The following is a 22,877-nucleotide window of genomic DNA, read 5'->3' as shown; positions in this document are numbered from 1 at the left end:
AATTTTATCGGTCAGAGTTCAAAGCTCAAAAAAACAGACGGCCCGGAATACACCGGGCCGTCTGGCCTTTATCAGCTAGCTTGATGCGCTGTCGGAACTCTTTGCGGAAGAATCCGAGGATGTAGATGCACTGGTACCGCTTCCTGCCGGACTGGAGTTGCCGGTTTTTCCGGCAGCCGAGTCGGTTTTACAGTACCCGGAAGAATACCAGCCTCCGCCCTTAAGCACGAAGGAGGAATGGGAAAGGACCTTAGTGGCTATACCACCGCAGACCGGGCATTCCAGCTCTTTATCTTCAAAGCTTGTCTGCCATTCTTCAAATATCTGCTGACATTCATGACATTGGTATTCATAAATCGGCATAATACCCTCCAATAAAAAAAGGCACGCCATACCTCGCAATCGAGGCTGGCGGACCTGTCCCTGAAGATGAGGGGGCTGAACCGGATCAGTCCCGCTTTATGCCGGCAAAAAAACCTGCGCGGGGACTGAAACAGATCAGTAAAATAACTTAGCTGGCTGCTGCAGCCTTTGCTTCTGCGATACGAGCTTTGATTCTTTTAGCTCTGCGATGGCGTTTACGCTGAAGTTCTTTCTTTCTTTCGATCTTTTTGTGCCTACCCATTTGGAGGACCTCCTGAATATTTTTTTCGTACTTGCTGCACGATTATATGCTGCAAAGAAGGTGTCAGTACCCTAGAAAGGGGGCAATTGTAAAGAACTTAAGCTAACACAATTGACCTTACAACGTCCCACATTCAATAAAATATTTTTTTCACAAACTAAACACTTGAAATTTAAATACTTTTTATTGCAGACCAGATTTTACCCCTTGACTACAGGCCGCATCATGAACATATAAAACTTTCCCTGCCGGAAGCAGAGTAAATACCCTCCGGCGAAAAACCTGTGAGGAGAAAACCATGAAAAAAGCAAAGCCAAATAAAGCATTCAACCAAGCTGTCGAAGATATATCCGAAGTTTTCATGTTTGACCACTGGGTGAGATTTTACTTCATCTTTGAAGAAGGCAAGAAACTGACAGTGAAGGTCCCTGAAGAAGTCTGTACTCAGATTGATAAGGAGTTCCCTAAATTAAAAGGGTTGCTCGACCTGATGAATAATGAGGAAATCGACCAGCAGAAATCCATGAACACTGTCTGCTCATTCATCGGCGCACGCTTTGACGGCACCAAGTACAACAGCAAGATTGTCCCTAAGGTTTTCGACTCCAAAGATTTCAAAATGGAAATGTATCTTTTCAACCTCTGGATCAAAGGACACGAATCCTACCTTGAATCCGAAGTCATGGCCTTCCATGACTGGCAGGAACTCTATGCCGGCTGGAGAGAACAGGACGAAGTTAAAAACTACGTGGAAAGACTGGGCAATGCCGGAAGCGGTGCACACATCCAGCCTCCGACCTGCTCTACTGTTCAGTAGCGTCAGGATACATCATTAGATTTAAACAAAAGGGAGTCTGCAGTGCAGACTCCCTTTTTTAATTAATGACTCTGCGCGCCCCGATAAAATATTTGCGCCAGTAGTTCTTTTCCATGGACTCTTCGCGGACCGTATGCCCACTCTTGGGACTATGTATAAATGAGTAGCCGTTACCCGAATAAATGCCGGTATGCAGGCTTTTGGCCTGCCCGGGGATCTTAAAAAGCACTATATCACCGGCCTGAATTTCACTTTTGTGCACAGCCCTCCCAGCCCCCTTCTGCTGCCACGAGACCCGGGGCACACTGATTCCATGGCGCTGGTAGACCCACCAGACAAGCCCGGAACAATCAAACCCCTCATTAGGGGAAGAGCCTCCCCATTTATAAGGTTTACCAACCTGAGCCCGCGCAACTTTAACCACCGACGACTTCAGCGATGAATGCGAAGCACGCCCGCTTCCATCTACACCGGGAACTCCGAGCACCTTTTTGCCGCACCCGGAAACCAAAAGCAGCACACAGCAGACAATAACACGCCGCCAAATCCAATTATTCATAATTCCCCATCTATTCATACCATAGTTTCTATCTTGAAAAATCGGCATTAACAATAGATTTAGCCTCTACCACTCAATGAGATGGTTAAATTTTTCACAAAATAATTTTCAATTATCAGTAATTTCTATAGGTAGATAAACCCATTTCATCTCAATTAGCTGTTGACTTTTCTTCAAATTTTGAAGACTAATTTGTACTGTTTAGGTGATAATTGTGAAACATTTTCAAGAGTTGCACGAAACCTAAAAAGTTAACACGGCTGAGGCATTTTTTCCAAAATCTGGTACAACATCGCGTTACAGTGAGGTCCGTATGTTGCCCATGATGTTAGTTCTAGCCATCTTGTTGCCCTTGGTGGCTGCTGTCGGCTGCTACTTTCTGCGAGTAAGCGCAATCAGATCCCTGATCGTTCTTGCTACAGGTGTAGTTCTTGCCGCGGTCTCCCTTGCCCTGCTCGGTCAAGGGACTTTTACCTATTCTCCAGGTACAATTGTAGGAATCAGCTGGGATTCCCTCATAACCCTGGCGGATTTTGCCCTGCTTTTCGTAATGCTCTATTACGCATTCAAACTCAAAAACCAGATGATCAAGATCTTCGTGATCTTACAGATCGTTCCGCTTGCTGCGTTTGAATTGTTCTTCGTCGACCATGCAGTCGAGACTCCCGCTATCTTTGCGGACAGCCTCTCCCTGATTATGGTTGCCGTCATCTCCGTCATCGGATCGCTGATCTGTTTCTTCGCGATTCCGTATATGAAGGAGCATGAGGAACACATGCACTTGGTAAAATCCCGCCAGCCACAGTTCTTTTTCTTTCTCGTTCTGTTCCTCGGAGCAATGAACGGGCTGGTCCTTTCCAACAACATTCTCTGGCTCTACTTCTTCTTTGAAGTGACCACCTTCTGCTCTTTCATGCTCATCGGGCATGACCAGACCCAGATTGCGGTCAAGAATGCTACCCGCGCCTTGATGCTTAACGCACTCGGCGGTGTTGCTTTCGTCTTCGGTATGATCTGGGCCTACGCTGAAACCGGCTCCCTTGACCTGCAGGTCATCATTCAGGCCGGTCCCATGGGCGGCCTCATGCTTGCTCCTCTGGGTCTGCTCTGTCTCGCAGGTTTCACCAAAGCCGCTCAGGTTCCTTTCCAGAGCTGGCTGCTCGGAGCGATGGTTGCGCCGACTCCGGTCTCCGCACTGCTTCACTCCTCCACCATGGTTAAGGCCGGTGTATACATCGTCCTGAGACTCGCTCCCGCTTACGCAGGAACATTCCTCAGCCAGGGTGTGGCACTCTGTGGTGCCTTTACCTTCCTTGCCTGTGCGGCCATTGCGGTCAGCCAGAGCAACGGCAAGAAAATCCTTGCCTACTCCACTATCAGTAACCTCGGTTTGATTATCTGCTGTGCCGGTCTGAACACCAGTTGGTCCATCACTGCAGCAATCATCCTGATTATCTTCCACGCAGCCTCCAAGGCCCTGCTCTTCCTGTGCGTCGGCACAATTGAGCACGGTATCGGCAGCCGCGACATTGAAGACATGCACGGCCTGTATCTCAAGATGCCCCGCACTGCGATCATTACCATCGTGGGCGTCATGACCATGCTCCTGCCTCCCTTCGGTGTTCTGCTCGGTAAGTGGATGGCTATCGAATCCGCATCCGGCGACATGTTCGTAATCACCATGCTCGCTCTCGGTAGTGCGGTTTCCCTCGTATTCTGGGCCCGCTGGGCAGGTATCCTGCTCACCGCTCCCCTGCGCGACAAAGTTCCTGCAGAATCCCAGAGTGTACTGACAAGACTGACCCTGACCGCTCTTGCAGGTCTCGCAGTGGTCCTGTCTTTCTTCTCACCTGTCATCTACACCAAGCTCATTGAGCCTATGGTCGGCAAGTCCTTTGAAATATCTGCTGGCGTATTCACATCACCCATCGGTGTCTTTGCTGTATACCCCATCTTCATCATCCTTGCTGCCGCGTTCATCTACTCATGGATTGAGACCAAGAAGTCTGCAACCAATAAGACTTCCCAGACTTACATGTGTGGTGCCAACGTTCCTGAAGCCGGTGTTCAGTCCTTCATCGGACCCATGAACGGCCCGGTAGAACTCAAGGCAAGCAACTACTACATGAAAGAGTTCTTCGGTGAAGAAAAACTCACCCTCTGGGTCAACTTTGTTGCTCTGGCTCTCATAGTTCTTATGCTGGGAGGGGCTCTGTAATGAAAACTTTAATTCTCATCATACTCGGCATCGTTATTGCTCCTATTCTGGGCGGCCTTATTGCCGGTCTTGACAGACGCCTGACTGCGCGCCTGCAATCCCGCTTCGGTCCCCCGATCCTGCAGCCCTTCTACGATGTTGCAAAGCTGTTCGGTAAAGAAAAAGTTGTCAGCAACTTCTGGCAGGTTTTCTGCTCATGGGTTTACCTCATTGCAGCAGCCCTGTCCGTCGGCCTGCTCTTTGCCGGAAGCGACCTGCTCCTGATCTTCTTTGTTCAGGCTATCGGCGCTGTATTTCTGGTCATGGGTGGTCTTTCCACTCCTTCCCCATACAGCCAGGTCGGTTCTCAGCGCGAATTGATTCAGGTCCTGACCTACGAACCGCTCCTCATCCTCGTTTTCGCATCCATCTTCATGGTTACCGGAAGCTTCAGGATTGATGAGATCATGGCCTACGAACAGCCTCTGCTTGTGCAGCTGCCGCTCATGTTTGTTGTCCTCGGTTATGCTCTGACCATTAAGCTGAGAAAATCCCCCTTTGACTTCTCCACTTCCCACCACGGGCACCAGGAGCTGGTTAAAGGTATGCTTACCGAGTTCTCCGGTCCTTACCTTGGCATCATCGAAATCGGCCACTGGTATGAAACCATCTTCATTCTCGGTATCTGTGCCCTCTTCTGGCACACCAGCCTGGTAGGTTGCGTACTCTTGATCGCCTCCACCTACTTTGCAGAGCTGATCATTGATAACACTATGGCGCGCATGACCTGGCGCTGGATGCTCAAGTACGTATGGAGCATCGGTCTGGCCATGTCTTTCGTCAACCTCATCTGGCTGTACGCAGGTTAAGCTTATGTTCAAGAAATTCATTGGAAATTCACGCGCCAAGTCTCCGTGGATCATGCATTTTGACTGCGGAAGCTGCAACGGCTGCGATATCGAAGTTCTGGCATGCCTGACACCGCTGTACGACGTTGAACGTTTCGGTGTTGTCAACGTGGGTAACCCCAAGCATGCCGATGTCCTTCTGGTAACCGGAACCGTCAACCACAGGAACGCAAAGGTCCTGCGCAACATCTATGATCAGATGCCTGATCCCAAAGGTGTTATCGCCATCGGTGCCTGCGGCCTGTCCGGCGGTATTTTCCGCGAGTGCTACAACGTTCTCGGCGGAGTCGACAAGGTAATCCCGGTTGATGTTTACGTTCCCGGCTGTCCGGCGAAACCCGAAGCCATCATTGACGGCGTGGTCGCAGCCCTTGCCAAGTTTGAAGGCCTTAAAGGCTAAACATTACGAGGGGTAAGATCGTGATTGAAAATCAGATAGATGTAACTCTGGAAAGCCTGGTAGGCGAAGTCTCCAAGATGAAGAGTGGCGGACAGCGTATGGTCACCTTCTCCTGCACCAACATCGGTGACGGAAAAGCGGATATCATCTACCACTTTGATAAAAATGAAGTACTCACCAACCTGCGCCTGACCGTGGACATGGACAAGCCTGTGCCCTCCATCAGCGGCGTGTACTTCGCAGCTCTGCTCATCGAAAACGAAATACAGGACCAGTTCGACATCAAGTTCGACGGCCTCGTACTCGATTTCGGCCGCAAGCTGTACCTTGACGACGAAGTAACCATCATCCCTATGTGTAACAACACTAAGGCGATGAAAGTAAATAAATAACTCGTCTTCCCGGATGAACCCAAGACGATAACAACTATAGGGTAAATTATGGCACGTACCATCATACCTTTCGGTCCGCAGCATCCGGTTCTCCCGGAGCCGCTGCATGTGAAGCTTGTCGTGGAAGACGAGATCGTACTGGAGGCCATTCCCGCACTCGGATACGTTCACAGGGGTCTGGAAAAACTCGCTGAAATCCGCGATTACCACCAGATGATCCAGGTCGTTGAACGCGTCTGCGGTATCTGCTCCAACATCCACTCAATGTGCTACTGTCAGGGCATTGAGGAAATGATGGGTATTGAGGTTCCCGAAAGAGCCGAATACCTCCGCACCGTCTGGTCCGAACTTCACCGTATGCACAGCCACCTGCTCTGGCTGGGTCTCTTTGCCGATGCTTTCGGCTTCGAAGCCCTCTTCATGCAGTTCTGGCGCATCCGTGAACGCATTATGGATATCAACGAAGCTACCACCGGTAGCCGTGTTATCACTTCCGTGAATATCGTGGGCGGTGTCCGTCAGGACCTGACTCCCGAGATGTGCTCCTGGATCCTTTCCGAAGTTGATACCTGTGAAAAGGAAATCAAAGAAATCCAGAACACCATCCTCAACGATTACACTGTATGTGCACGTACCAAGGGCGTCGGCGTTCTGACCAAAGAACAGGCCTACGACCTCGGTGCAGCAGGACCGACCCTGCGCGGTAGCGGTGTTGCTTCCGACATGCGTCTCCTGAAGTACGCAGCATTTGATAAAATCGACTTCGAGCCTGTTGTCGAAACCGACGGCGACTGCTGGGCACGTTCCACAGTACGCTTCAGGGAAACCCTGCAGTCCGCAGACCTCGTAAGACAGGCCCTTGCCGGACTTCCTCAGGGCGACATTGCAGCTCCCTGCAAAGGTAACCCCGAAGGCGAAGTAATAACCCGCGTGGAACAGCCCCGCGGTGAATGCCTCTACTACATGAAAGGTAGCGGCAAGAAGTTCCTTGACAGGGTCCGCATCAGAACACCCACGTTTGCAAACATTCCGCCTCTCCTGGCGATGCTCCCCAACTGCGAACTGGCTGATGTTCCGGTTATCATTCTGTCAATCGACCCGTGCATCAGCTGCACGGAACGCTAGGAGGCCGAGACATGCTTAACATGACTCCCACTGTACTGAAGAACCTCCTTCAAAAAAGCTCCACTCGCATGTACCCCATCGAGAAACGCGAGCCTTTTGAACGCTACAGAGGTGAACTGTTCAACAACATTGACGAGTGCATTTTCTGCAAAAAATGCGAAATGAAATGCCCTTCACAGTGCATTACCGTCACCAAAGATAAAGACAGCGGTACCGGAACATGGGTCTGCGATCCTTTCGCATGCGTCTACTGCTCCATCTGCGTTGACCACTGCCCGACAGGCAGCCTGTACATGAAACCTGTACACCGCGCCCCGTCCGCAGAACGCGACATGATTGAGCAGACCGGCAAAGTCAAACCGCCCAAGAAAAAAGCCAAGAAATAATTCAAAGCTTAGTTCGAACTACAAAAATCCCCGTAACCGTGAGGCTGCGGGGATTTTTATATTACCGACTTAGTATAATGATCATTTACTCATGCCGTAAAGCATCAATAGGATTCATCCGTGCTGCACGTCGTGCGGGGAAATACCCGAAGACAATACCTACCAATCCTGAAAACACAAAACTAATCAGGATAATGCGCATATCAACAACAAAAGTGATCTTCATATAACCGGTCACGAATAGCGGAACCAACAATCCGAGAGAAATACCCAGTACCCCTCCAAAAAGGGAAAGCACCACTGCCTCCACAAGAAACTGAATCAGAATATCCTTTTCCTGCGCACCCACGGCCATACGGATACCGATTTCGCGGGTTCTCTCTGTCACGGAAACAAGCATAATGTTCATAATCCCGATCCCGCCGACCAGCAGACTGATTGCTGCTATGGCGCTGATAAAAGTCGTGAAGGTTCCGGTTTGCTTTTTTACGGTTTTAATAATCTCCTTCATATCTTCAATAGCGAAATTATTCCCGTGTCCGGGCGGAACCGGGCGGCGTTCAACCATAACCTGCTTGAGTTGCCGCTTAAGAGCTGTAGAATCCTGACCTGAACCACAGCCCACAATAATCATACCCACCTCTTTGTTACCGGAAATCCTGCGCTGAAAGACTTTAAGGGGAACAAGAACAATATCATCCTGTTCCTTACCGGCCATAGATCCGCCTTTGGATTTAAGTACACCGATAACCTGATAAGAAAAACGGTCTATACGGATAGACGACCCAATGGGATCCATTCCTTTAAAAAGATTCTTGCTGACCTTTTCACCGATGATACAGACAGATTTACCCGCCCTTTCTTCACTGGTGCTGAAGAACCTACCCGACTTTACCCGCCAATTCCTGATGGCAAAATAACTACTCTCAGTTCCGGTAACTGCTGTTTGGCAATTGTTATTCCCGAACACCGCAACCACTGAGGACTCAGAAACAGGTGCGACCCCGCCGCAATCCGGAAATTCTCGTTTGATAGCCTCAACATCCGCATTCTTGAACGGAATCAGATTGGAAGTTTCCCCGGCAAAACCAACCCCGTTTTCCTCATCAGGGTAGATCATAATCATTTTGCTGCCGAGGCTGGAAATTTCATCAGTCAGCTTTCTGCTGGCTCCCTGCCCTATAACGACCACAGCGATAACCGAGCCTACACCGATAACAATCCCCAGCACTGTAAGACAGGAACGAAGCTTGTTGCGCAGCAGGGTGCGGAAAGATAGCAGTACAGCTTGCAAAAACATCAATGACCTTCCTTGATAATTTTGCCATCACGAAACTCAATGGTGCGCGAGGCCCAGAGAGCCATTTCCGGTTCATGAGTGACCATGACTACTGTAATGCCATGCTCAGCCTGTAACGATGTCAGCAATTGCATAATCTCAGTACTGCGGGCTGAATCAAGGTTTCCGGTCGGTTCGTCTGCGAGAAGCAGAAAAGGATTGCAAACAATGGCCCGGGCAATGGCTACCCGTTGCTGCTGCCCACCGGACATTTCCGTAGTGGTATGCATTGCCCGATCGGCAAGCCCGACCTTATCAAGGGCGGTATAGGCCATATTTCGCCGTTCCTTCTTACCCAAGCCACGATAAACAAGGGGGAGTTCGACATTTTCAAGGGCAGTCGTCCGGCTTAGCAAATTGAATCCCTGAAAAACAAAACCAAGATACCTGCGCCGCAAACGGGCTTTCTGGCTTCTACTCAATGAAGTCACTTCAATACCTTCAAACAGGTAACTGCCTGCAGAGGGTGTATCCAAACAACCGAGAATATTCATAGTAGTTGATTTTCCAGAACCGGAGCTGCCCATGACAGCCACAAATTCACCATTTTCAATGGTCATATCTATGCCGTCCAGTGCACGCACCTCGGCACCGCCAGTATTGTAAACACGGGTGATGTTCTTGAGTTCAATCACTTTCCTGCCCTGCCTACTCTAAGGATAAAATCATGCTGCTGTCGGCAACGGCTTCAACACGGGAGAGGATGACCTCATCCCCTTCAGACAGTTGTCCACCGACAACCTGAGTGAAGCGACCATTGGTACTGCCCTTGCAAATTTCCACTTTTTGCGGATGACCGTCCCTGAGAACCCAGAGGTTTGCATCTTTTGGGGAAGGAGTGTTCATGGCACCCTCAGGAACGGCATCCGCCGGAGAAAAACGCAAGGCGCCGTTGGGAACCAATAATTCATCATGGACCTGTTCAATTTCAATTTTGGCCGCGGCAGTCATTCCCGGTCGCAGCAGTAACTCCCTGTTGTCCACGGAAAATATACCCACATAGGTAACAACACCCTGTACCCGCTGCGGGGCATAACGTAGCTTGATAAACTTGGCAGGAAACTTTCTCCCGGCATAAGCATCAACGGTGAACACGGCTTTCTGCCCGGCCTTGATTTTTCCCACATCAGCTTCGTCAACATTCAGCTCAAGACGCATTTCCGTAAGACTGGTCGCCAGCGTGTAAAGCTCCGGGGTATTCATCCCCGAAGAGACCGCCTGTCCAGCCTCCACATGCCGTGTCAGCACCAATCCATCAATAGGTGAAGTAATGGAAGCTTTTTTAAGATTAGCTTCTGCTTCATTCAGATTTGCTTCCGCCTGACGGACCATAGCCCTTACTTCGGCAAGATGAGCATCGGCCATATCGCGGGCAGCAATCGCACTGTCCAACTGTTTTTGGGAAACAGCATTTTTCTTGCGCAAGTTGCTCATACGCGAGCACTCATTGTTTTTATCTTTCAAGTCGACTTGAGATTTACGCACATTGGCTCGTGAAGATTCAAGAGCAGCCCGAAGTTGATTGACGCGAGCCTGCAATTCATCAGTGCGCATTCGGGCCAGAAGTTCACCCTTAACGACCTTGTCATTGTAATCTTTGAAAATTTTATCAATGGTTCCAGAAATTTCACAGCCCACAATAACCTTGTTGCGCGGCTGCAAAGTTCCGCTGGCAGCAACATCAACAGTGAAATTACCGACACGGGCAACAGCTGTCTTGTATTCGACAACCTCTTCACTGCCATCAAGAACAATCGCCGACACGCCTCCAAGGAGAGCAACCAAAACCAACAGAAAAATCAGTTTTTTCCATTTACCCATCTGACCCTCATTAAGGGAATCTACATCAATATTTCTATTTTCATGCTTAGCTGACATGTATTTTCCTTCCCGGTTTCAGGGAATAAAAAAGGCAGAACCGAATTTCCCCGGTTCTGCCGCAAGCCGAGACAACCATAACCCAGCCTGAATAAGGGGAGTCCTTAAATATTTACACTTCCTTCTTCATCCCGGAACTCAAGAATATCTCCGGGCTGACACTCCAGAAACTTACAGATGGCATCGAGAGTGCTGAACCTGATGGCCTTGGCCTTTCCTGTCTTAAGCACAGACAAGTTCTGCGGGGTAATTCCAACGGCCTCAGCCAGTTCCTTGGATGAAACTTTTCTTTTAGCCAGCATCACATCAAGGTTTATAAGTATCGCCATATCAATCCCTTAAATTGTAAGCTCCGCTTCATCCTGAAGCTTTCGTCCTTCATCCATGACCCAAGAGATGGCTAATATCACACAAGCAATAACGATATTTCCAAGATTAGTTTCATCAAATCCGATAGAAATAAGCCGATCACCCACTGCATTATTCATGGTAGCTATGTACGTAACCGCAGTCTGAGTAAAAGGATAAACGATCTCACCAATGAGCAAAGCCCATGCAGCCTTCCTGTAGCATGCTGAATTCTCGGCAGTAAAAATCTGTCCCTGTGAATACAGCCCGAACAGCTTAGCCAACTGCCAAAAACAGACCATACCCAGTGCCATATAGGGGGTAGAAGCCAGAGCTCCCAATATTTTTTGCCCTTCCGTCAAAGGAGCTAGATAATCAGAATCCAAGGTCAACAAAAATTCAGGGATGAAATACGCATCCGGATCACCGTCAAACAGAACCCAACCGGCGAATTCAAAAACCGGAATTGCAATCAACACCAGCAGAAACGCATATTTCAGGACAATGCTCATCTTCTTAATCTTATCCATCGATGTCTCCTTAAGAGTATTTGTAACCGTTTTATGATTCATGAATTACGGCAAAGAGTTATCGTTTGTCAATAACTTTTAAACCTAAAACAAGAACGGTAATTTTCGTCAGACACAAAAAAAGACAGCTGAACCGAGTTCAACTGTCTAAAAATGCGGACTAAATAACCTGACTGTTCTAAGCTTGTTTATCGAAATATTGATCAGAAATGTCAGGCAGATTTTCCCAATCCGGCAGGCAGCCGGCCGTGAACCAAGGGGTATCAATCCGCAGACAATGAAGTTTCATTCTCCCTTTTTGTCCGCCGTATTTCACATCACCCTCAATAGGAAAACCGCGTGATGAAAGCTGAACCCTGATCTGATGTGTGCGCCCTGTATGCAGCTTAACAATGAGCTGTGAAAACTTATCCCCCGTTGCAACGGGACAGACAGAACTCAAAGCATCCTTGCCGGAACCGACAACAACCTTTTCTCGTCCCTTGGGGCCGCACTTTTCCATCTTGTCGTGCAACTCTACCCAGTCTTCATCTGGCCACCTGCCCTCAACCTCTGCGAGGTAGAACTTACCCCCTTCGCCATGTTCAGCAAAGAAATCGGATAAATCCTTCTGCCCCTGATGGGATTTGCCGGCCAGAATCACACCGGATGTATCCCGGTCCAAGCGATGCGCCGGAGCAGGCTTGTAGGGAGCATCCGCAAACATGGACAGCAGGCGGTCAGCAACGGAATCATCATGTCCGGTACCACCTTGAGTAGGAAGTCCTGCTGGTTTACACACAGCCAGATAATTATCGTCTTCGTAAATGATGGGTAATGACGGAAGTTTTTTATGCTGCGCCGTTTCCTCTGCCTCATATGGAGGGATACGTACGGTCTGCCCTTCCTTAACCAGATCAAAAGCCTTACAGCGCCCTTTATCCACACGGACATTCCCCTTACGAATCCAGCGCATAATTGCCGAACGCGGGACGGCTCCATCCACTCGCCGCTCCAGAAAACGGACCAATTTCTGCCCAGCTTCGGCTTTTGTTACCTGTACAAATTCAGCTGCCATTTTGCCTCCGGCGGCTTAAACCCTTTTGAAAAAGGGTTTAAAAATCCCAAAACATTTTAATTGGGCTTCGCCGACATGTAATCACAAATTATAATAGGCCAGGCAGGAAAGTCACAGTTGCCGGGACCGCGAGCATCAAAGCCACGAGAACTACATAAGCAAGCATGAAATAGCTGACGCCCAGAAAAACCCGGTCAATGGACACATCTTCGGCCATAGAGGCGACAATGAACGTTGTTACACCTACCGGAGGAGTAATCGCTCCAAGAGTTGTCACGATGGTAATCAGGACCCCGAACCAGACCGGATCATAACCCATGGCACTGACAATGGGAAAAAAGATGGGAATGGTGATCAGTAGTAGAGCCAAAGCATCCATGACCATGCCGCCGATGATGTAGATCACACAGATGAGCAGAATGATCACCGTGGGCGGAATGGGAAGCGCAGCCACGAAGTTTGCAGCTTCAAACGGAATACGGGTCACAGCCAGAAAACGCCCGAAGATCACTGCACCAAGCATTACCACCATGATCATACAGGAAACTTTAAGAGTATCACTGACTGCAGCGGCAAAGCGCTTGAAAGTCATCTCTCGTGAAGCAATGCTGATCAGCAGTGCAAAAGCAGAGCCTGCGGCTCCGGCCTCTGTGGGAGTGAACCAGCCTGCGAATAGGCCGCCCATAACCAACACAAAGAGGATGATCATTTCTATGGAGCCGGGCAGGGAGGCCAGCTTTTCCTTGAAAGTAACTTCAGTTCCGGCCGGCCCCCAGTCAGGATGGGCCACACACATCATGTAAACAGTAAGCAGAAAAAGAGCGCAAAGCAGTATTCCGGGAATGACCCCGCCCATAAAAAGCCTGCTGATGGACTCCCCTGTCTGAAGGCCGATAATGATCAGCACCACACTGGGGGGAATGACTACACCGAGGGTAGCCCCGGCAGCAACTGAACCGGTGGAAAGAATGGGATTATACTTGAACTTCTTCATTTCCGGCAAAGCTACAGTGGACATGGTCGCGGCAGTGGCGGTGTTGGAACCGCAGATAGCAGCAAAACCGGCACAGGCCATAACCGTTGCCATGGCAATACCACCTCGAATATGGCCCATCCATGCATATGCAGACTTGTAGAGCCGTTCATTAACTCCGGAATAAAAACAAATCTGCCCCATAAGGATGAACAGCGGGATAACTGTTAAGCCATAGGATGAAAAGACGTTCCAGATTTCAGTACCCAGCATCCCGTATGCGGCCTTGAGGTTCAAAACCTTGGCAAAGCCGATAAACCCGATAATGCCCATGGCAAAACCCACAGGGACACGCAAGACAAGAATAACCAGCAGCAGGCAGAGTACGCCCACAATTCCAACAGTAATCGGTTCCATAATACTAAGCGGGTTTAAGCGGTTCCTTACCGCGCAGAATACGAAGGATATCGAGCATGATGACAAAAGACATTGCCACACAGCCAAAGGCCACAGCAAAGACAAAGGGATAAAAATGAATGCCCAGGGTCTCTGAGACTTCCTCTAGATCGTAGAGAAACATCCCCCATTTATAGGTCTCATTGGCACAAAAGATAAAAAACACACAGGAGACCGTACCGGACAATGCGTCCAGCACAACCTGAACAGGAGCGGGAAAATGCCTGAACAAAAGCCCAACTGCAATATGACTGCGGTGCAGCTGCGAAAATCCAAGCGAAAATCCAGCGGTAACCGCGCCGAGAAAGCCCATCAATTCAAAGGTTCCCTTAACCGGAATCCAAACCGCGCGGGACACCATGTTTGCACAGGCCAGTAAAATCATCAGGGTCAATGCCGCCCCGGCAATTACTGCCAGAATCCGGCATATCCAAACAGCTGCTTTTTCAAGATAATCAATCATAATTATATCAAGAGTCTCCCTGCCACTAGTGACGGAGAGACTCTTTGGTCATACATTCTTTAAATAAGCTACTTGCCTTCATATTTAACGCGAAGCTCTTCCACGTCGGAAAGAACTGCTGCGCCGTCCACACTTTTAGCTTCGGCTTTCGTTTTCCAATCTTCGATCAGCGGCAGGGTCTTATCCTTGATCGCCTGCATGTCTGCATCAGACATTTTAATCATCTCGATGGAATACTTATCCTTGGCCCAAGCCAATGAACGCTTCACATGTTCATCCATATACTTACCGGTCCATTCAGCCTGCTCACGGCCAAGGTCGTTAAGTACCTTTTTGACATCATCAGGCAGGGAATTCCAAGAATTCATATTCATGATGATGGCAAAAGGATAAACAGCAGTGTTGGTTTCGGTCTCATAACGGCAAATTTCAGCAAAGTTCAAGTCCTTGAGAACCTCAAAAGAGGAAAACAAACCTTTGACCACACCTTTCTGCAGAGCTTCAGGAGTGGCGGACATAGGCATGGAAACCGGAGTGGCACCAAGGGATTCCAAAATCTTTGACAGGATGCCGGAAGCACGGACTTCAAGCCCCTTAAGATCGTCAAGTTTGCGCACGGGAACCTTGGTCATGATATTGGAAGGTGCGGAAGCAAACATAGTCAGCACCTTGAAACGTTTAAATTCTTTGGGCTGGTACTTGGTATAAAGATCCCAGAGAGCAAGGCTGGCTGAAGTGGAAGTCGTGAACCCAAGTGGAAGCTCAAACACGGAACAGAGAGGGAACACGCCCGGATGGTAGGCAAGGCTTACACAACCGATATCAGCCTGTCCCTGCATTACACCGCGCAGGGTATTCTTGGCACCGAGCAGGGTTGAACCGGGATAAGTCTGAACCTGAACTTTGCCTGCTGTTCTTTTTTCCACTTCCTGTTTCCAGCGTTCCATCTGGACACAGGGAAAAGTTTTAGCTGGCGGGAAGTTGGCATAACTAAGGCTTATTTCAGCCGCAGAAACAATAGAAGCACTGAAAAGTGCCGCACACAACATTAATACAGCAAGCAACCCGGCGGTTTTTCCGGTTCTCATCACACTCCCTCCATTGTAAGGACATACTTTTTTGATTGAGCAGCGAAGCAGGGCAAGGCGGCTTCGCCGAAAAGGATGGTGGTTTATAACATAAAAAGGGCCCCCCGCAAAGAAGCGGGAGGCCCGGTAAAAACGGACTTATTGGCCCATATTCAGTTCGTAGGCTATAATCAGAGTCTTCCGGTGCTTAACGCCCAGCGCTCCGGGGAAAGTGTTCAGGATACAATACAGTTCATCTTCACCGTCATTATCAATGTCGGCAACACCATAGCTGCTCACTGTTCCTTTGATCCTGCGGGTTTTCCACGCAAGGTTCAGGCCTACGCCATCCCAGAATTCAGCATGGATCTCGCCCTGAGCAAAGTTCTTGTAGTTTGAAAAGATCTGTCCGGCAACGGAAAGGTCTTTATTCAACAGAACTTCCTTTTTGCGGGGATCGGAGATGGAAACAACTGAAACGGGCATGGGAATATAGTAGTTATGCTCCATGCGTTCACTTTTCTTCTCTTCGTTAAATCCCCTGGATTTTGAAACAGTGTCGATAGCAACAGCAGCAGAGTTGTAACTATCGGTACTTTCGTAAATAGGCTCAAGATTCTTGTCGTAAAGGTTGATCCGTCCGTATTTGTTCAGAACAAGAACCTTGTATTCTCCATCAGCAATCGGGAGATAGGTCAGGTTAAAAACGTTACTGAACTCAGGAACATTCAATTTACGAATCGGAACCAAAGCGCCATTGGAGAATGAATACTCTACGAGGTCTTTGGAATAAAATGTCCTGTGCGGATCAAAACGCTGCCCCACAAGAGTTTCAGTAAAGTTCGGCGGAGTTTTGATTACAGAAAGGAAATTCCTGTTACGGTCAAGAAGAACCTTCGGAGTCTTGTTCTTAAAAGAAATAATATAAGAGTAAGGTTTCCTGTCTATTTCAGTACACAAGACAACTTCGTAAACACCATCCCTGTCCAGATCAATACCGTTGATCCGCAGACCGGAAGAACGCTGCCCGTATGAGTAGGAAACAACTTCTTTCAGGTGCTGGCCGTCAATAGCCATGACCTTAATTTCATCTTCGCCCAGAACAACCAGATCTTTTTTACCATCACCGGTCACATCTTCTACAAAACCGCCACGGTTGACGAATTTCATAGTCTGACTGCGCCAGCGACCGGGGGTTTCTGTTCCGCCCTGATATCTGAACTGGGGGTTGATTGTACTTTCAAGGACTTTGCCCGCACCGGCAGCACTAACAAACTCGGGGTTTACAGGGCTGTCAGGACGAGCATCCTCTCGTTTCTTTTCTTCTTCGCTCTTTTTCTGACTGCCGGGTTTCTGGAAAAGCTGTCCCTTGATGTCCTGTGCAATGCCATCAATTGCGGGAATAAGTTCGGAAATTGTTGTCTCTGCGCTTTTGGTCCATGAATTCCCTTCGCCATTAATCATGCGCACGTCGATAGAGGCCTGTTTTCCGACGATGACCACGGATCCGATCGCAATATAATCAACGCCAAGAGCCTGAACGCTCTTAACTTCCCCAACCTTATCCTTGGGTTGATCAGCTGCCTTCAAGCTGGAAGAACCGGCCATGGGCTCAAAATGCCCAGTCCAGTTCAAGCGGGAAATCAGCATGGTCTGAACACCACGGCTCAAATATTGATACTGAGAAGGCCCATTAATCTCAAAAGGGTAAACCGCATAAGTACGGGATTCATTGGCAAATGCCGCAGTTGCAGACAGCATGGTAACGGCGACAATGAAAAAAATAATCAAACGTCGAAACGACATCGTTAATCCTCCAGACTAAAATTTACAGTCAATATATGTTGTGATTACAAATATTATTCATCAAGAATAACACACCGGTAGAACATCATGTCAGCAGCCGGTCCTGCCTAATTTTCAAAAACGGGTAAAACGCTTGTAACAGCTAATGCAACGGTACGCAAAGTCTAAAGATATGGATACCCGCATGATACACTTGTCAAACTGGCATTGCTGTTTTATCTCTCTGGCTCCTGTTTATAAGGGTTTTAAGTTTTTTTTATATCACAGCCTGTTTTGCTTAAGTTCTATCAGGCCAATTTTTTACATTTTTTTACTATTTTCTTGCGGACTCCAGCTCAAAGCCTTTCCAATCTCTCACACCCTCGACCGCAACTTACTTTATATGAATACAGATTTAAGAACATTCAGACTGGTCTGCTCTCCCAATGATGTGGAAACAGTGGAAGAACTGCTCCGCGCGCAAGGCTTCGAATTCAGGCCGGAACCTTTCTATTCCATGGCCCGTATTCTGGAAAAAGAACCTTTTCCGCTGGGAGAATCCGTAGCCGCACGATTCGGTCGAATATACATTCAGGACCGTTCATCAATGCTGCCCCCGCTCATGCTGGCCCCGGAAAAAGGTGATGTGGTGCTCGATATGTGCGCCTCCCCCGGAAGCAAAACCGGCCTGCTCGCACGCTTGGTGGGACGCGACGGATTTGTTCTAGCCAGTGAACCTTCCAGCGACCGGCTGGCCCTGTTGCGCCAAAACCTTCGCAAGGTACAGGCTGTAAATACAGCGACGGTGCACTACGAATCTCAAAAACTGCCCCTGCCCCCCTCAAGCTGGAAAACCATCCAGCTCGACCCGCCATGCAGCGGCTGGGGCACTCTGAATAAAAACCCCAAGGCCATGGAAGTCTGGAAAGGGGAAAAGACCATCCCGCTGGTCAACCTGCAGCGCAAGCTGTTGAACAAGGCCTATGAATTGCTTGCTCCCGGCGGACGGCTGGTCTACTCCACCTGCACCACCAATGTGCAGGAGAACGAAGACCAAACCCGTTTTGCCACAGAAGAGCTGGGCTTTGAACTTTTCGATCTGCCACGCCCGGAAGGATTCACCATAGCCGACCCGTTGCTTCCTAATATGGACGGGGTGCTGCGCGTGGACGGCTCCGGCGGAGGTCAGGGATTCTATCTCTGCGGACTGCGCAAACCGGGTAATGAAGAAACGCAAGTACCGGAGACCTGCAAGCCTCAGGGTAAAAAGGTCAATCTCAAGAAGACAGAAATTCCCGAATCGGTTGATCTTTCCGCCCTGCCCGAAGGTGATATTTACGAATTTAAAGGCAAAGCCATGTTCCTGAACAAACATGCCCTTGAAATCCTGCCCAAGGAACTGCGCTGGCAGGGTTTCCACATCGGCAAGTTCAACCGGGACAAGTTCAAGCCGGACCCTTTTGCGCGCTGTCTGCTACCCAATAAGCCGGACAGTTCGGCACTTGTAATTGAAAATCCGCAGGACATTGCCAATCTTCTGGCCGGACAAAGCCTTCCTGCTCCGTCCAAAGGCAAAGGCCCGGTCGGACTTTATTATAAAGATATGCTGCTCGGATTCACCGGAAAAAAAGGACCCCGGTATATCTGGACAGACAAGTAAGAATATAAGGATCAAAAAAATAATGAACGGAACTAACCGCCGCCTGAAAAGGCTTTTTGACAAAGAAAGCGGAAACGCGCTGATTCTGGCCCTCGACCACGGTGCCAACGAAGGTATGATCGATGGACTCGGTTCCATCCAGTCCATACTTGAGGCCCTGCCATCATCCGGTGTACAGGGGGTTATCCTCAACAAGGGGCTGGCCATGCATTACGGCCATCTGGTGCCGCCGGACGTGAACCTGATCATCCAGCTCAATGCCGGAACAAGGCACGGTTCCCCTTCCTACAACAAGAACATCGTCTGTTCCATTTCCGAAGCCCTGCGCCTTGGAGCGGATGCTGTTTCCATGCACGTAAACATCGGAAACGATCTGGAAGACCGCATGCTGGTGGACCTCGGCGAGATTACCGATGAAGCGCACCAGTATGGAATCCCGGTGCTGGCAACAGTTCTCGCAAGAGGCAGCCAAATCGTAAACGAGCACGATTCCAGCTTGGTGGCACACTGTATCCGCATCGGCGCGGAACTTGGACCGGACATCGTAGCCGTTCCCTACCCCAACAACGGTGACACATTCACGAAAGCTGTAGCCGCCAGCCCGATTCCGGTACTGGTCACCGGAGGTCCTCTGGGACAGAATGTAGAGGGGGCTCTGAGCACCACCACAAAGGGTTTAGAATCCGGTTGCAAGGGCTGCTGCATCGGCAGAAACATTTTCCAGACTGAAAACCCCATAGAAAGCATGGAAAGATTTGCTGAAATTGCACATAAAAACACAAACATTTCAGACGATTAAAATTTATTTTAAATATATTCAAAAAATCGTTTGACAAATCAGGCCGACATCGGCAGTATCCCTCTTCGTGGACGGGGGCAAACAGAATGAACACAAACATTCAAGCCACTTACAAATCCACATCGACAGTGGGCGGATAGCTCAGTTGGGAGAGCATCGGCCTTACAAGCCGAGGGTCACAGGTTCGAGCCCTGTTCCGCCTACCACTTGTCAATAAGCGCAGCTTAACGCGCTTTAAAATATACGCGGAGCCGTAGTTAAGTTGGTTATAACGCCGGCCTGTCACGCCGGAGGCCGAGGGTTCGAGTCCCTTCGGCTCCGCCACTTTTCAAGAGAAAGCCATCAATCGAAAGATTGGTGGCTTTCTCTGTTTTGGGAGCCAGCCCAAAGCCCCCCCCTCTTGATTATGCACAGAGCTTCTTGTAATCATATGTACACTTTATTTCATCAAGATATAGACAGAAGTCTAACTCGCTATGAGAAAAAAGCCTGTTCAATTATGAGTTCATATTTTCTGCAAATATTGGGAGAATAAAAATTGAGTTTAGGAATAATCGAAGTAAAAACACCGGAAGATTTATTATATGTCACCGCACTAGATGCTGCGGGTATCCCTTACAAAGACATCGTATATTCTGGTGATTTGACATTTACGATGATCATATCCGGAAATTCATGGGAAGATCATACTCTCGTTGACTACCGCATAGCGGGTATTGTTGATGCGTTTCAACGAGATTTTCTCGCGATAGTTAATGATTGTACCGGACTCAACATCGCATTGAAGGACCTTCATTTATATCCAAATCTTATCGTCAAATTTAAGCTAGAAAAAGGGTCAATTAAACTTGTTCTTAAATCCGTCAACAAAATACTTGAATACTCTAAAGACTTTACGACAGAGCAAAAGATGAATGTTCTTAAAGCTATAATGTACTCTACGTTGACGTTGAGCATCGGCTGGGTCGCCGTTCATGGCATTGATGCTTATCGAGACATCGTTGTTGCCGACATTGAGAGCAAAACGGCAGTAAGGCTAAAAGAGTTGGATGTGAGTATTGAACAAGTAAGGGCTGGCATTGATCCAATCATCAAACCTGCCCACAATAAAATTACAAAAAACAACCGTACCCCCAAGAAACTTTCTCAGGTAATGGAAGACAAGGACACTGTTTCTATAGGTAACGGATCATCCGTTTCTGGCGAAAGACTTAAAGAAATTTACCCTGAAGACCCGATAGAAACACCACATACAACTTTTTTTGTTGATCAAGAATATAATGTTACGAAATACGACTTTGAAAAACAAAGAGCATACATAAAAGGGACCGGAAGAGCATTCTGGGCGCAAACATCATACTTGGTCGAATCCGAAAGAAAAAGACTAATAAAATTAGCTACAAATGCAATCAACACCGGAACACCACAGAAAGCAAAACTTCAAGTCACCATTGACGTTAATGAGGGAAATATAACAGCCGCAACCATCCTCAAGTTTGGGGAGGCTCGCGAAGCATCCGTGACATTTGCAGAGGCATTACACAAGCATAAACCACGCCTAAAGCGGACAAGATTAAAACAAATATCTCTTCTATAAATAAGGTAGAGGTACACTTTTAACTATTCTGATGCAGGACACCCTCAGTCCGAACTCATTTCGACGTACTAAAAAAACGGAATACAAAAAGATGCCGAAACAGCAATAAAGTTTCAATATCATCTGACATATCCCAAACAACCATCGAGGATTAACCGACTGAATTAATTAGCTGCCGGGCGACTCGGCCTCCTGTCACGCCGGAGGCCGCGAATTCGAGTCTCGTCGTCTCCGACACACTACACATAAAAAAGCCACCAATCTCCCGATTGATGGCTTTCTTATTTTGTTAACTTAGCCCTTTTAAACCTTAACCCTACCCCTCACTCCCCTCCGGAACAGCTCCCAAAAGAGTGTACATTTCTACAGCCGGAGGACTTTCCAGCAGCCCATCAAGGCTATTTACAAGATTTTTATAATGGGCAGAAGCAAAGTGCGAATCTAAAACTTCCTGACTTTCAAACTTTTCGTAAAAGAAAAATGCCCGCTCAGAACTATCGAGCCTGTGCAGCCTGTATTCCAGAACGCCTTGTTCTTTAGCCGTCTCTAAAATCATGCCTGAGAGCAACTTTTCCAACTCAACTTCTTTTCCTTCTTTAGCCTGAAAAGACGCGCTTAAATAAATCATATGAACCTCCATTTGTTTTTAATGAAGGTTGCTAGCTAGCAAAGGCGCGGTCTGCTGGTATTGTAAAAATGCGTCATGCGGGTATCTGATCCTAAAAGATATGATGGAGAATGACCCGTATAGTTCTTAAAATCGTGTATGAAATGGGCCTGATCGTAATATCCGTGCGCAAGGGCACAATCAAGCATGCTGGCATGATCACCAAGAAGGCAGGCCCGGACTGTCTGTTGGAATCGGGAAAGACACATGTACTGTTTAGGAGTTACTCCGACTTCACTCTTAAACCTTCGCTGAAACTGCCTGATTCCCAACCCCACACTTTCAGAAACAGACTTCGAATTCAGGACGGAATGACCGTAATACAGACTATCAGCCGCATAAGGAATCAGCCTGTCTTCATCAGACTCAAGGATCATATTTTCAATCAGGAAATCCTCAAGCAAAGACACCCGCTCATCAAAATCTCCAGCTTCAACAATGCGCTCACCAAGCTCAGAAGCATTTCTGCCGAACAGATCAACGCCATCAGCCAGCGTATCATTTATTTCAAAGGGGGATATTCTGCAGAACGACCGGAACATCCCGGTTTTGAACCTGATGGAGATAAAACCGGAAGTATTACTTGGAAAAAAGGTAGCAACCTTTGAGCGCAAACAGACCAGATGACTAGGCGGCAAAATATTTTTAGCACCTGCATCCAGTTCATATGAGAAAGGCTCCCCATAATGGAAAAACAACTCCTTCCCAGTACCCGGCAAAATTCGCGGCAAGGCCTCTTCCGAAAGAGACTGACCTGACCATTCCCAATAACGGTCAACATAAGGCTGCAACTCTTTTCGCGGATACCGCCACCTATTTGATGGCTTATATTCAAATTTTTCAGACATA

The 22,877-nt window shown here is 48.3% G+C and carries 24 protein-coding genes and 2 tRNA genes; 12 read left to right on the top strand and 14 right to left on the bottom strand.

Annotated features, from left to right (window positions below):
* Positions 1-75 precede the first annotated feature (75 nt).
* Positions 76-363, bottom strand: a complete 288-nt coding sequence (locus ACKU40_RS18985) for a zinc ribbon domain-containing protein (protein ID WP_320174344.1) — start codon at positions 361-363, stop codon at positions 76-78.
* Between the two features lie 560 nt (positions 364-923).
* Here ACKU40_RS18985 and ACKU40_RS18980 point away from each other — a divergent pair.
* The gene (locus ACKU40_RS18980) at positions 924-1,442 is read left to right on the top strand and encodes a hypothetical protein (protein ID WP_320174343.1); all 519 of its coding nucleotides are present in this window, start codon (positions 924-926) and stop codon (positions 1,440-1,442) included.
* Between the two features lie 58 nt (positions 1,443-1,500).
* Here the strand turns inward: ACKU40_RS18980 and ACKU40_RS18975 are convergent, their stop codons facing one another.
* On the bottom strand, positions 1,501-2,001 hold the full coding sequence (locus tag ACKU40_RS18975; protein WP_320174342.1) for a C40 family peptidase: 501 nt from the start codon (positions 1,999-2,001) through the stop codon (positions 1,501-1,503).
* 313 nt (positions 2,002-2,314) lie between these two features.
* On the opposite strand from ACKU40_RS18975, the gene ACKU40_RS18970 reads away from it, so the two are divergent.
* Genes ACKU40_RS18970 through ACKU40_RS18945 form a run of 6 tightly spaced genes read left to right on the top strand, consistent with a single transcriptional unit; the run spans position 2,315 to position 7,409 of the window.
* Complete coding sequence (locus ACKU40_RS18970) at positions 2,315-4,219, top strand: proton-conducting transporter membrane subunit (protein ID WP_320174341.1); 1,905 nt, start codon at positions 2,315-2,317, stop codon at positions 4,217-4,219.
* Positions 4,219-5,067, top strand: coding sequence for a complex I subunit 1 family protein (locus tag ACKU40_RS18965; RefSeq protein ID WP_320174340.1), 849 nt, complete (start codon positions 4,219-4,221; stop codon positions 5,065-5,067). Before ACKU40_RS18970 ends, ACKU40_RS18965 begins: the two co-directional genes overlap by 1 nt.
* A gap of 4 nt (positions 5,068-5,071) precedes the next feature.
* Complete coding sequence (locus ACKU40_RS18960; RefSeq protein ID WP_320174339.1) at positions 5,072-5,506, top strand: NADH-quinone oxidoreductase subunit B family protein; 435 nt, start codon at positions 5,072-5,074, stop codon at positions 5,504-5,506.
* Positions 5,507-5,526: 20 nt separating this feature from the next.
* On the top strand, positions 5,527-5,898 hold the full coding sequence (locus ACKU40_RS18955; RefSeq protein ID WP_320174338.1) for an NADH-quinone oxidoreductase subunit C: 372 nt from the start codon (positions 5,527-5,529) through the stop codon (positions 5,896-5,898).
* A 48-nt stretch (positions 5,899-5,946) separates the two neighbouring features.
* Positions 5,947-7,023, top strand: a complete 1,077-nt coding sequence (locus ACKU40_RS18950) for a nickel-dependent hydrogenase large subunit (protein ID WP_320174337.1) — start codon at positions 5,947-5,949, stop codon at positions 7,021-7,023.
* An 11-nt stretch (positions 7,024-7,034) separates the two neighbouring features.
* Positions 7,035-7,409, top strand: a complete 375-nt coding sequence (locus tag ACKU40_RS18945; RefSeq protein ID WP_320174336.1) for a 4Fe-4S dicluster domain-containing protein — start codon at positions 7,035-7,037, stop codon at positions 7,407-7,409.
* 85 nt (positions 7,410-7,494) lie between these two features.
* Here the strand turns inward: ACKU40_RS18945 and ACKU40_RS18940 are convergent, their stop codons facing one another.
* From ACKU40_RS18940 to ACKU40_RS18895, 10 genes are all read right to left on the bottom strand, one after another.
* Positions 7,495-8,709 (bottom strand): ABC transporter permease, encoded by a 1,215-nt coding sequence (locus ACKU40_RS18940; RefSeq protein WP_320174335.1) that lies wholly within the window; start codon positions 8,707-8,709, stop codon positions 7,495-7,497.
* A complete protein-coding gene (locus ACKU40_RS18935) occupies positions 8,709-9,383 on the bottom strand; it encodes an ABC transporter ATP-binding protein (protein ID WP_320174334.1) in 675 nt (224 codons plus the stop codon). The genes ACKU40_RS18940 and ACKU40_RS18935 overlap by 1 nt, the downstream gene beginning before the upstream one ends.
* Before the next feature lie 13 nt (positions 9,384-9,396).
* Positions 9,397-10,626, bottom strand: a complete 1,230-nt coding sequence (locus tag ACKU40_RS18930) for an efflux RND transporter periplasmic adaptor subunit (protein WP_320174333.1) — start codon at positions 10,624-10,626, stop codon at positions 9,397-9,399.
* 104 nt (positions 10,627-10,730) lie between these two features.
* Positions 10,731-10,955 carry a helix-turn-helix transcriptional regulator gene (locus ACKU40_RS18925; protein ID WP_320174332.1) on the bottom strand — a complete coding sequence of 75 codons (225 nt, stop codon included), beginning with the start codon at positions 10,953-10,955 and terminating at the stop codon, positions 10,731-10,733.
* 9 nt (positions 10,956-10,964) lie between these two features.
* Complete coding sequence (locus ACKU40_RS18920; RefSeq protein ID WP_320174331.1) at positions 10,965-11,504, bottom strand: DUF2975 domain-containing protein; 540 nt, start codon at positions 11,502-11,504, stop codon at positions 10,965-10,967.
* Positions 11,505-11,682: 178 nt separating this feature from the next.
* The gene (locus ACKU40_RS18915; RefSeq protein ID WP_320174330.1) at positions 11,683-12,561 is read right to left on the bottom strand and encodes an RluA family pseudouridine synthase; all 879 of its coding nucleotides are present in this window, start codon (positions 12,559-12,561) and stop codon (positions 11,683-11,685) included.
* A gap of 88 nt (positions 12,562-12,649) precedes the next feature.
* On the bottom strand, positions 12,650-13,951 hold the full coding sequence (locus ACKU40_RS18910) for a TRAP transporter large permease (RefSeq protein WP_320174329.1): 1,302 nt from the start codon (positions 13,949-13,951) through the stop codon (positions 12,650-12,652).
* A gap of 4 nt (positions 13,952-13,955) precedes the next feature.
* Positions 13,956-14,453 carry a TRAP transporter small permease gene (locus ACKU40_RS18905; protein WP_320174328.1) on the bottom strand — a complete coding sequence of 166 codons (498 nt, stop codon included), beginning with the start codon at positions 14,451-14,453 and terminating at the stop codon, positions 13,956-13,958.
* Between the two features lie 68 nt (positions 14,454-14,521).
* Complete coding sequence (locus ACKU40_RS18900; protein ID WP_320174327.1) at positions 14,522-15,541, bottom strand: TRAP transporter substrate-binding protein; 1,020 nt, start codon at positions 15,539-15,541, stop codon at positions 14,522-14,524.
* Between the two features lie 138 nt (positions 15,542-15,679).
* Complete coding sequence (locus tag ACKU40_RS18895; protein ID WP_320174326.1) at positions 15,680-17,326, bottom strand: FG-GAP-like repeat-containing protein; 1,647 nt, start codon at positions 17,324-17,326, stop codon at positions 15,680-15,682.
* A 382-nt stretch (positions 17,327-17,708) separates the two neighbouring features.
* Between ACKU40_RS18895 and ACKU40_RS18890 the strand changes: the two genes are divergently transcribed.
* The 5 genes from ACKU40_RS18890 (at position 17,709) to ACKU40_RS18870 (ending at position 21,361) form a co-directional block, all read left to right on the top strand.
* Positions 17,709-18,965, top strand: coding sequence for an RsmB/NOP family class I SAM-dependent RNA methyltransferase (locus tag ACKU40_RS18890; RefSeq protein ID WP_320174325.1), 1,257 nt, complete (start codon positions 17,709-17,711; stop codon positions 18,963-18,965).
* A 22-nt stretch (positions 18,966-18,987) separates the two neighbouring features.
* Positions 18,988-19,764, top strand: a complete 777-nt coding sequence (locus tag ACKU40_RS18885; protein ID WP_320174324.1) for a 2-amino-3,7-dideoxy-D-threo-hept-6-ulosonate synthase — start codon at positions 18,988-18,990, stop codon at positions 19,762-19,764.
* A gap of 130 nt (positions 19,765-19,894) precedes the next feature.
* Positions 19,895-19,970 (top strand) — tRNA-Val (locus ACKU40_RS18880).
* Between the two features lie 41 nt (positions 19,971-20,011).
* Positions 20,012-20,088: transfer RNA gene (locus ACKU40_RS18875), tRNA-Asp, on the top strand.
* A 214-nt stretch (positions 20,089-20,302) separates the two neighbouring features.
* The gene (locus ACKU40_RS18870) at positions 20,303-21,361 is read left to right on the top strand and encodes a hypothetical protein (protein ID WP_320174323.1); all 1,059 of its coding nucleotides are present in this window, start codon (positions 20,303-20,305) and stop codon (positions 21,359-21,361) included.
* Between the two features lie 316 nt (positions 21,362-21,677).
* Here the strand turns inward: ACKU40_RS18870 and ACKU40_RS18865 are convergent, their stop codons facing one another.
* Both ACKU40_RS18865 and ACKU40_RS18860 read right to left on the bottom strand, forming a co-directional pair.
* Entirely contained in the window at positions 21,678-21,989 is a 312-nt protein-coding gene (locus tag ACKU40_RS18865; RefSeq protein ID WP_320174322.1) for a putative quinol monooxygenase, read from the bottom strand.
* 35 nt (positions 21,990-22,024) lie between these two features.
* Positions 22,025-22,876, bottom strand: a complete 852-nt coding sequence (locus ACKU40_RS18860) for a helix-turn-helix domain-containing protein (protein WP_407944300.1) — start codon at positions 22,874-22,876, stop codon at positions 22,025-22,027.
* Position 22,877 lies beyond the last annotated feature (1 nt).

Source organism: Maridesulfovibrio sp., from assembly GCF_963666665.1.
GTDB lineage: Bacteria > Desulfobacterota > Desulfovibrionia > Desulfovibrionales > Desulfovibrionaceae > Maridesulfovibrio.
This window is presented reverse-complemented; position numbering and strand designations above follow the sequence as displayed.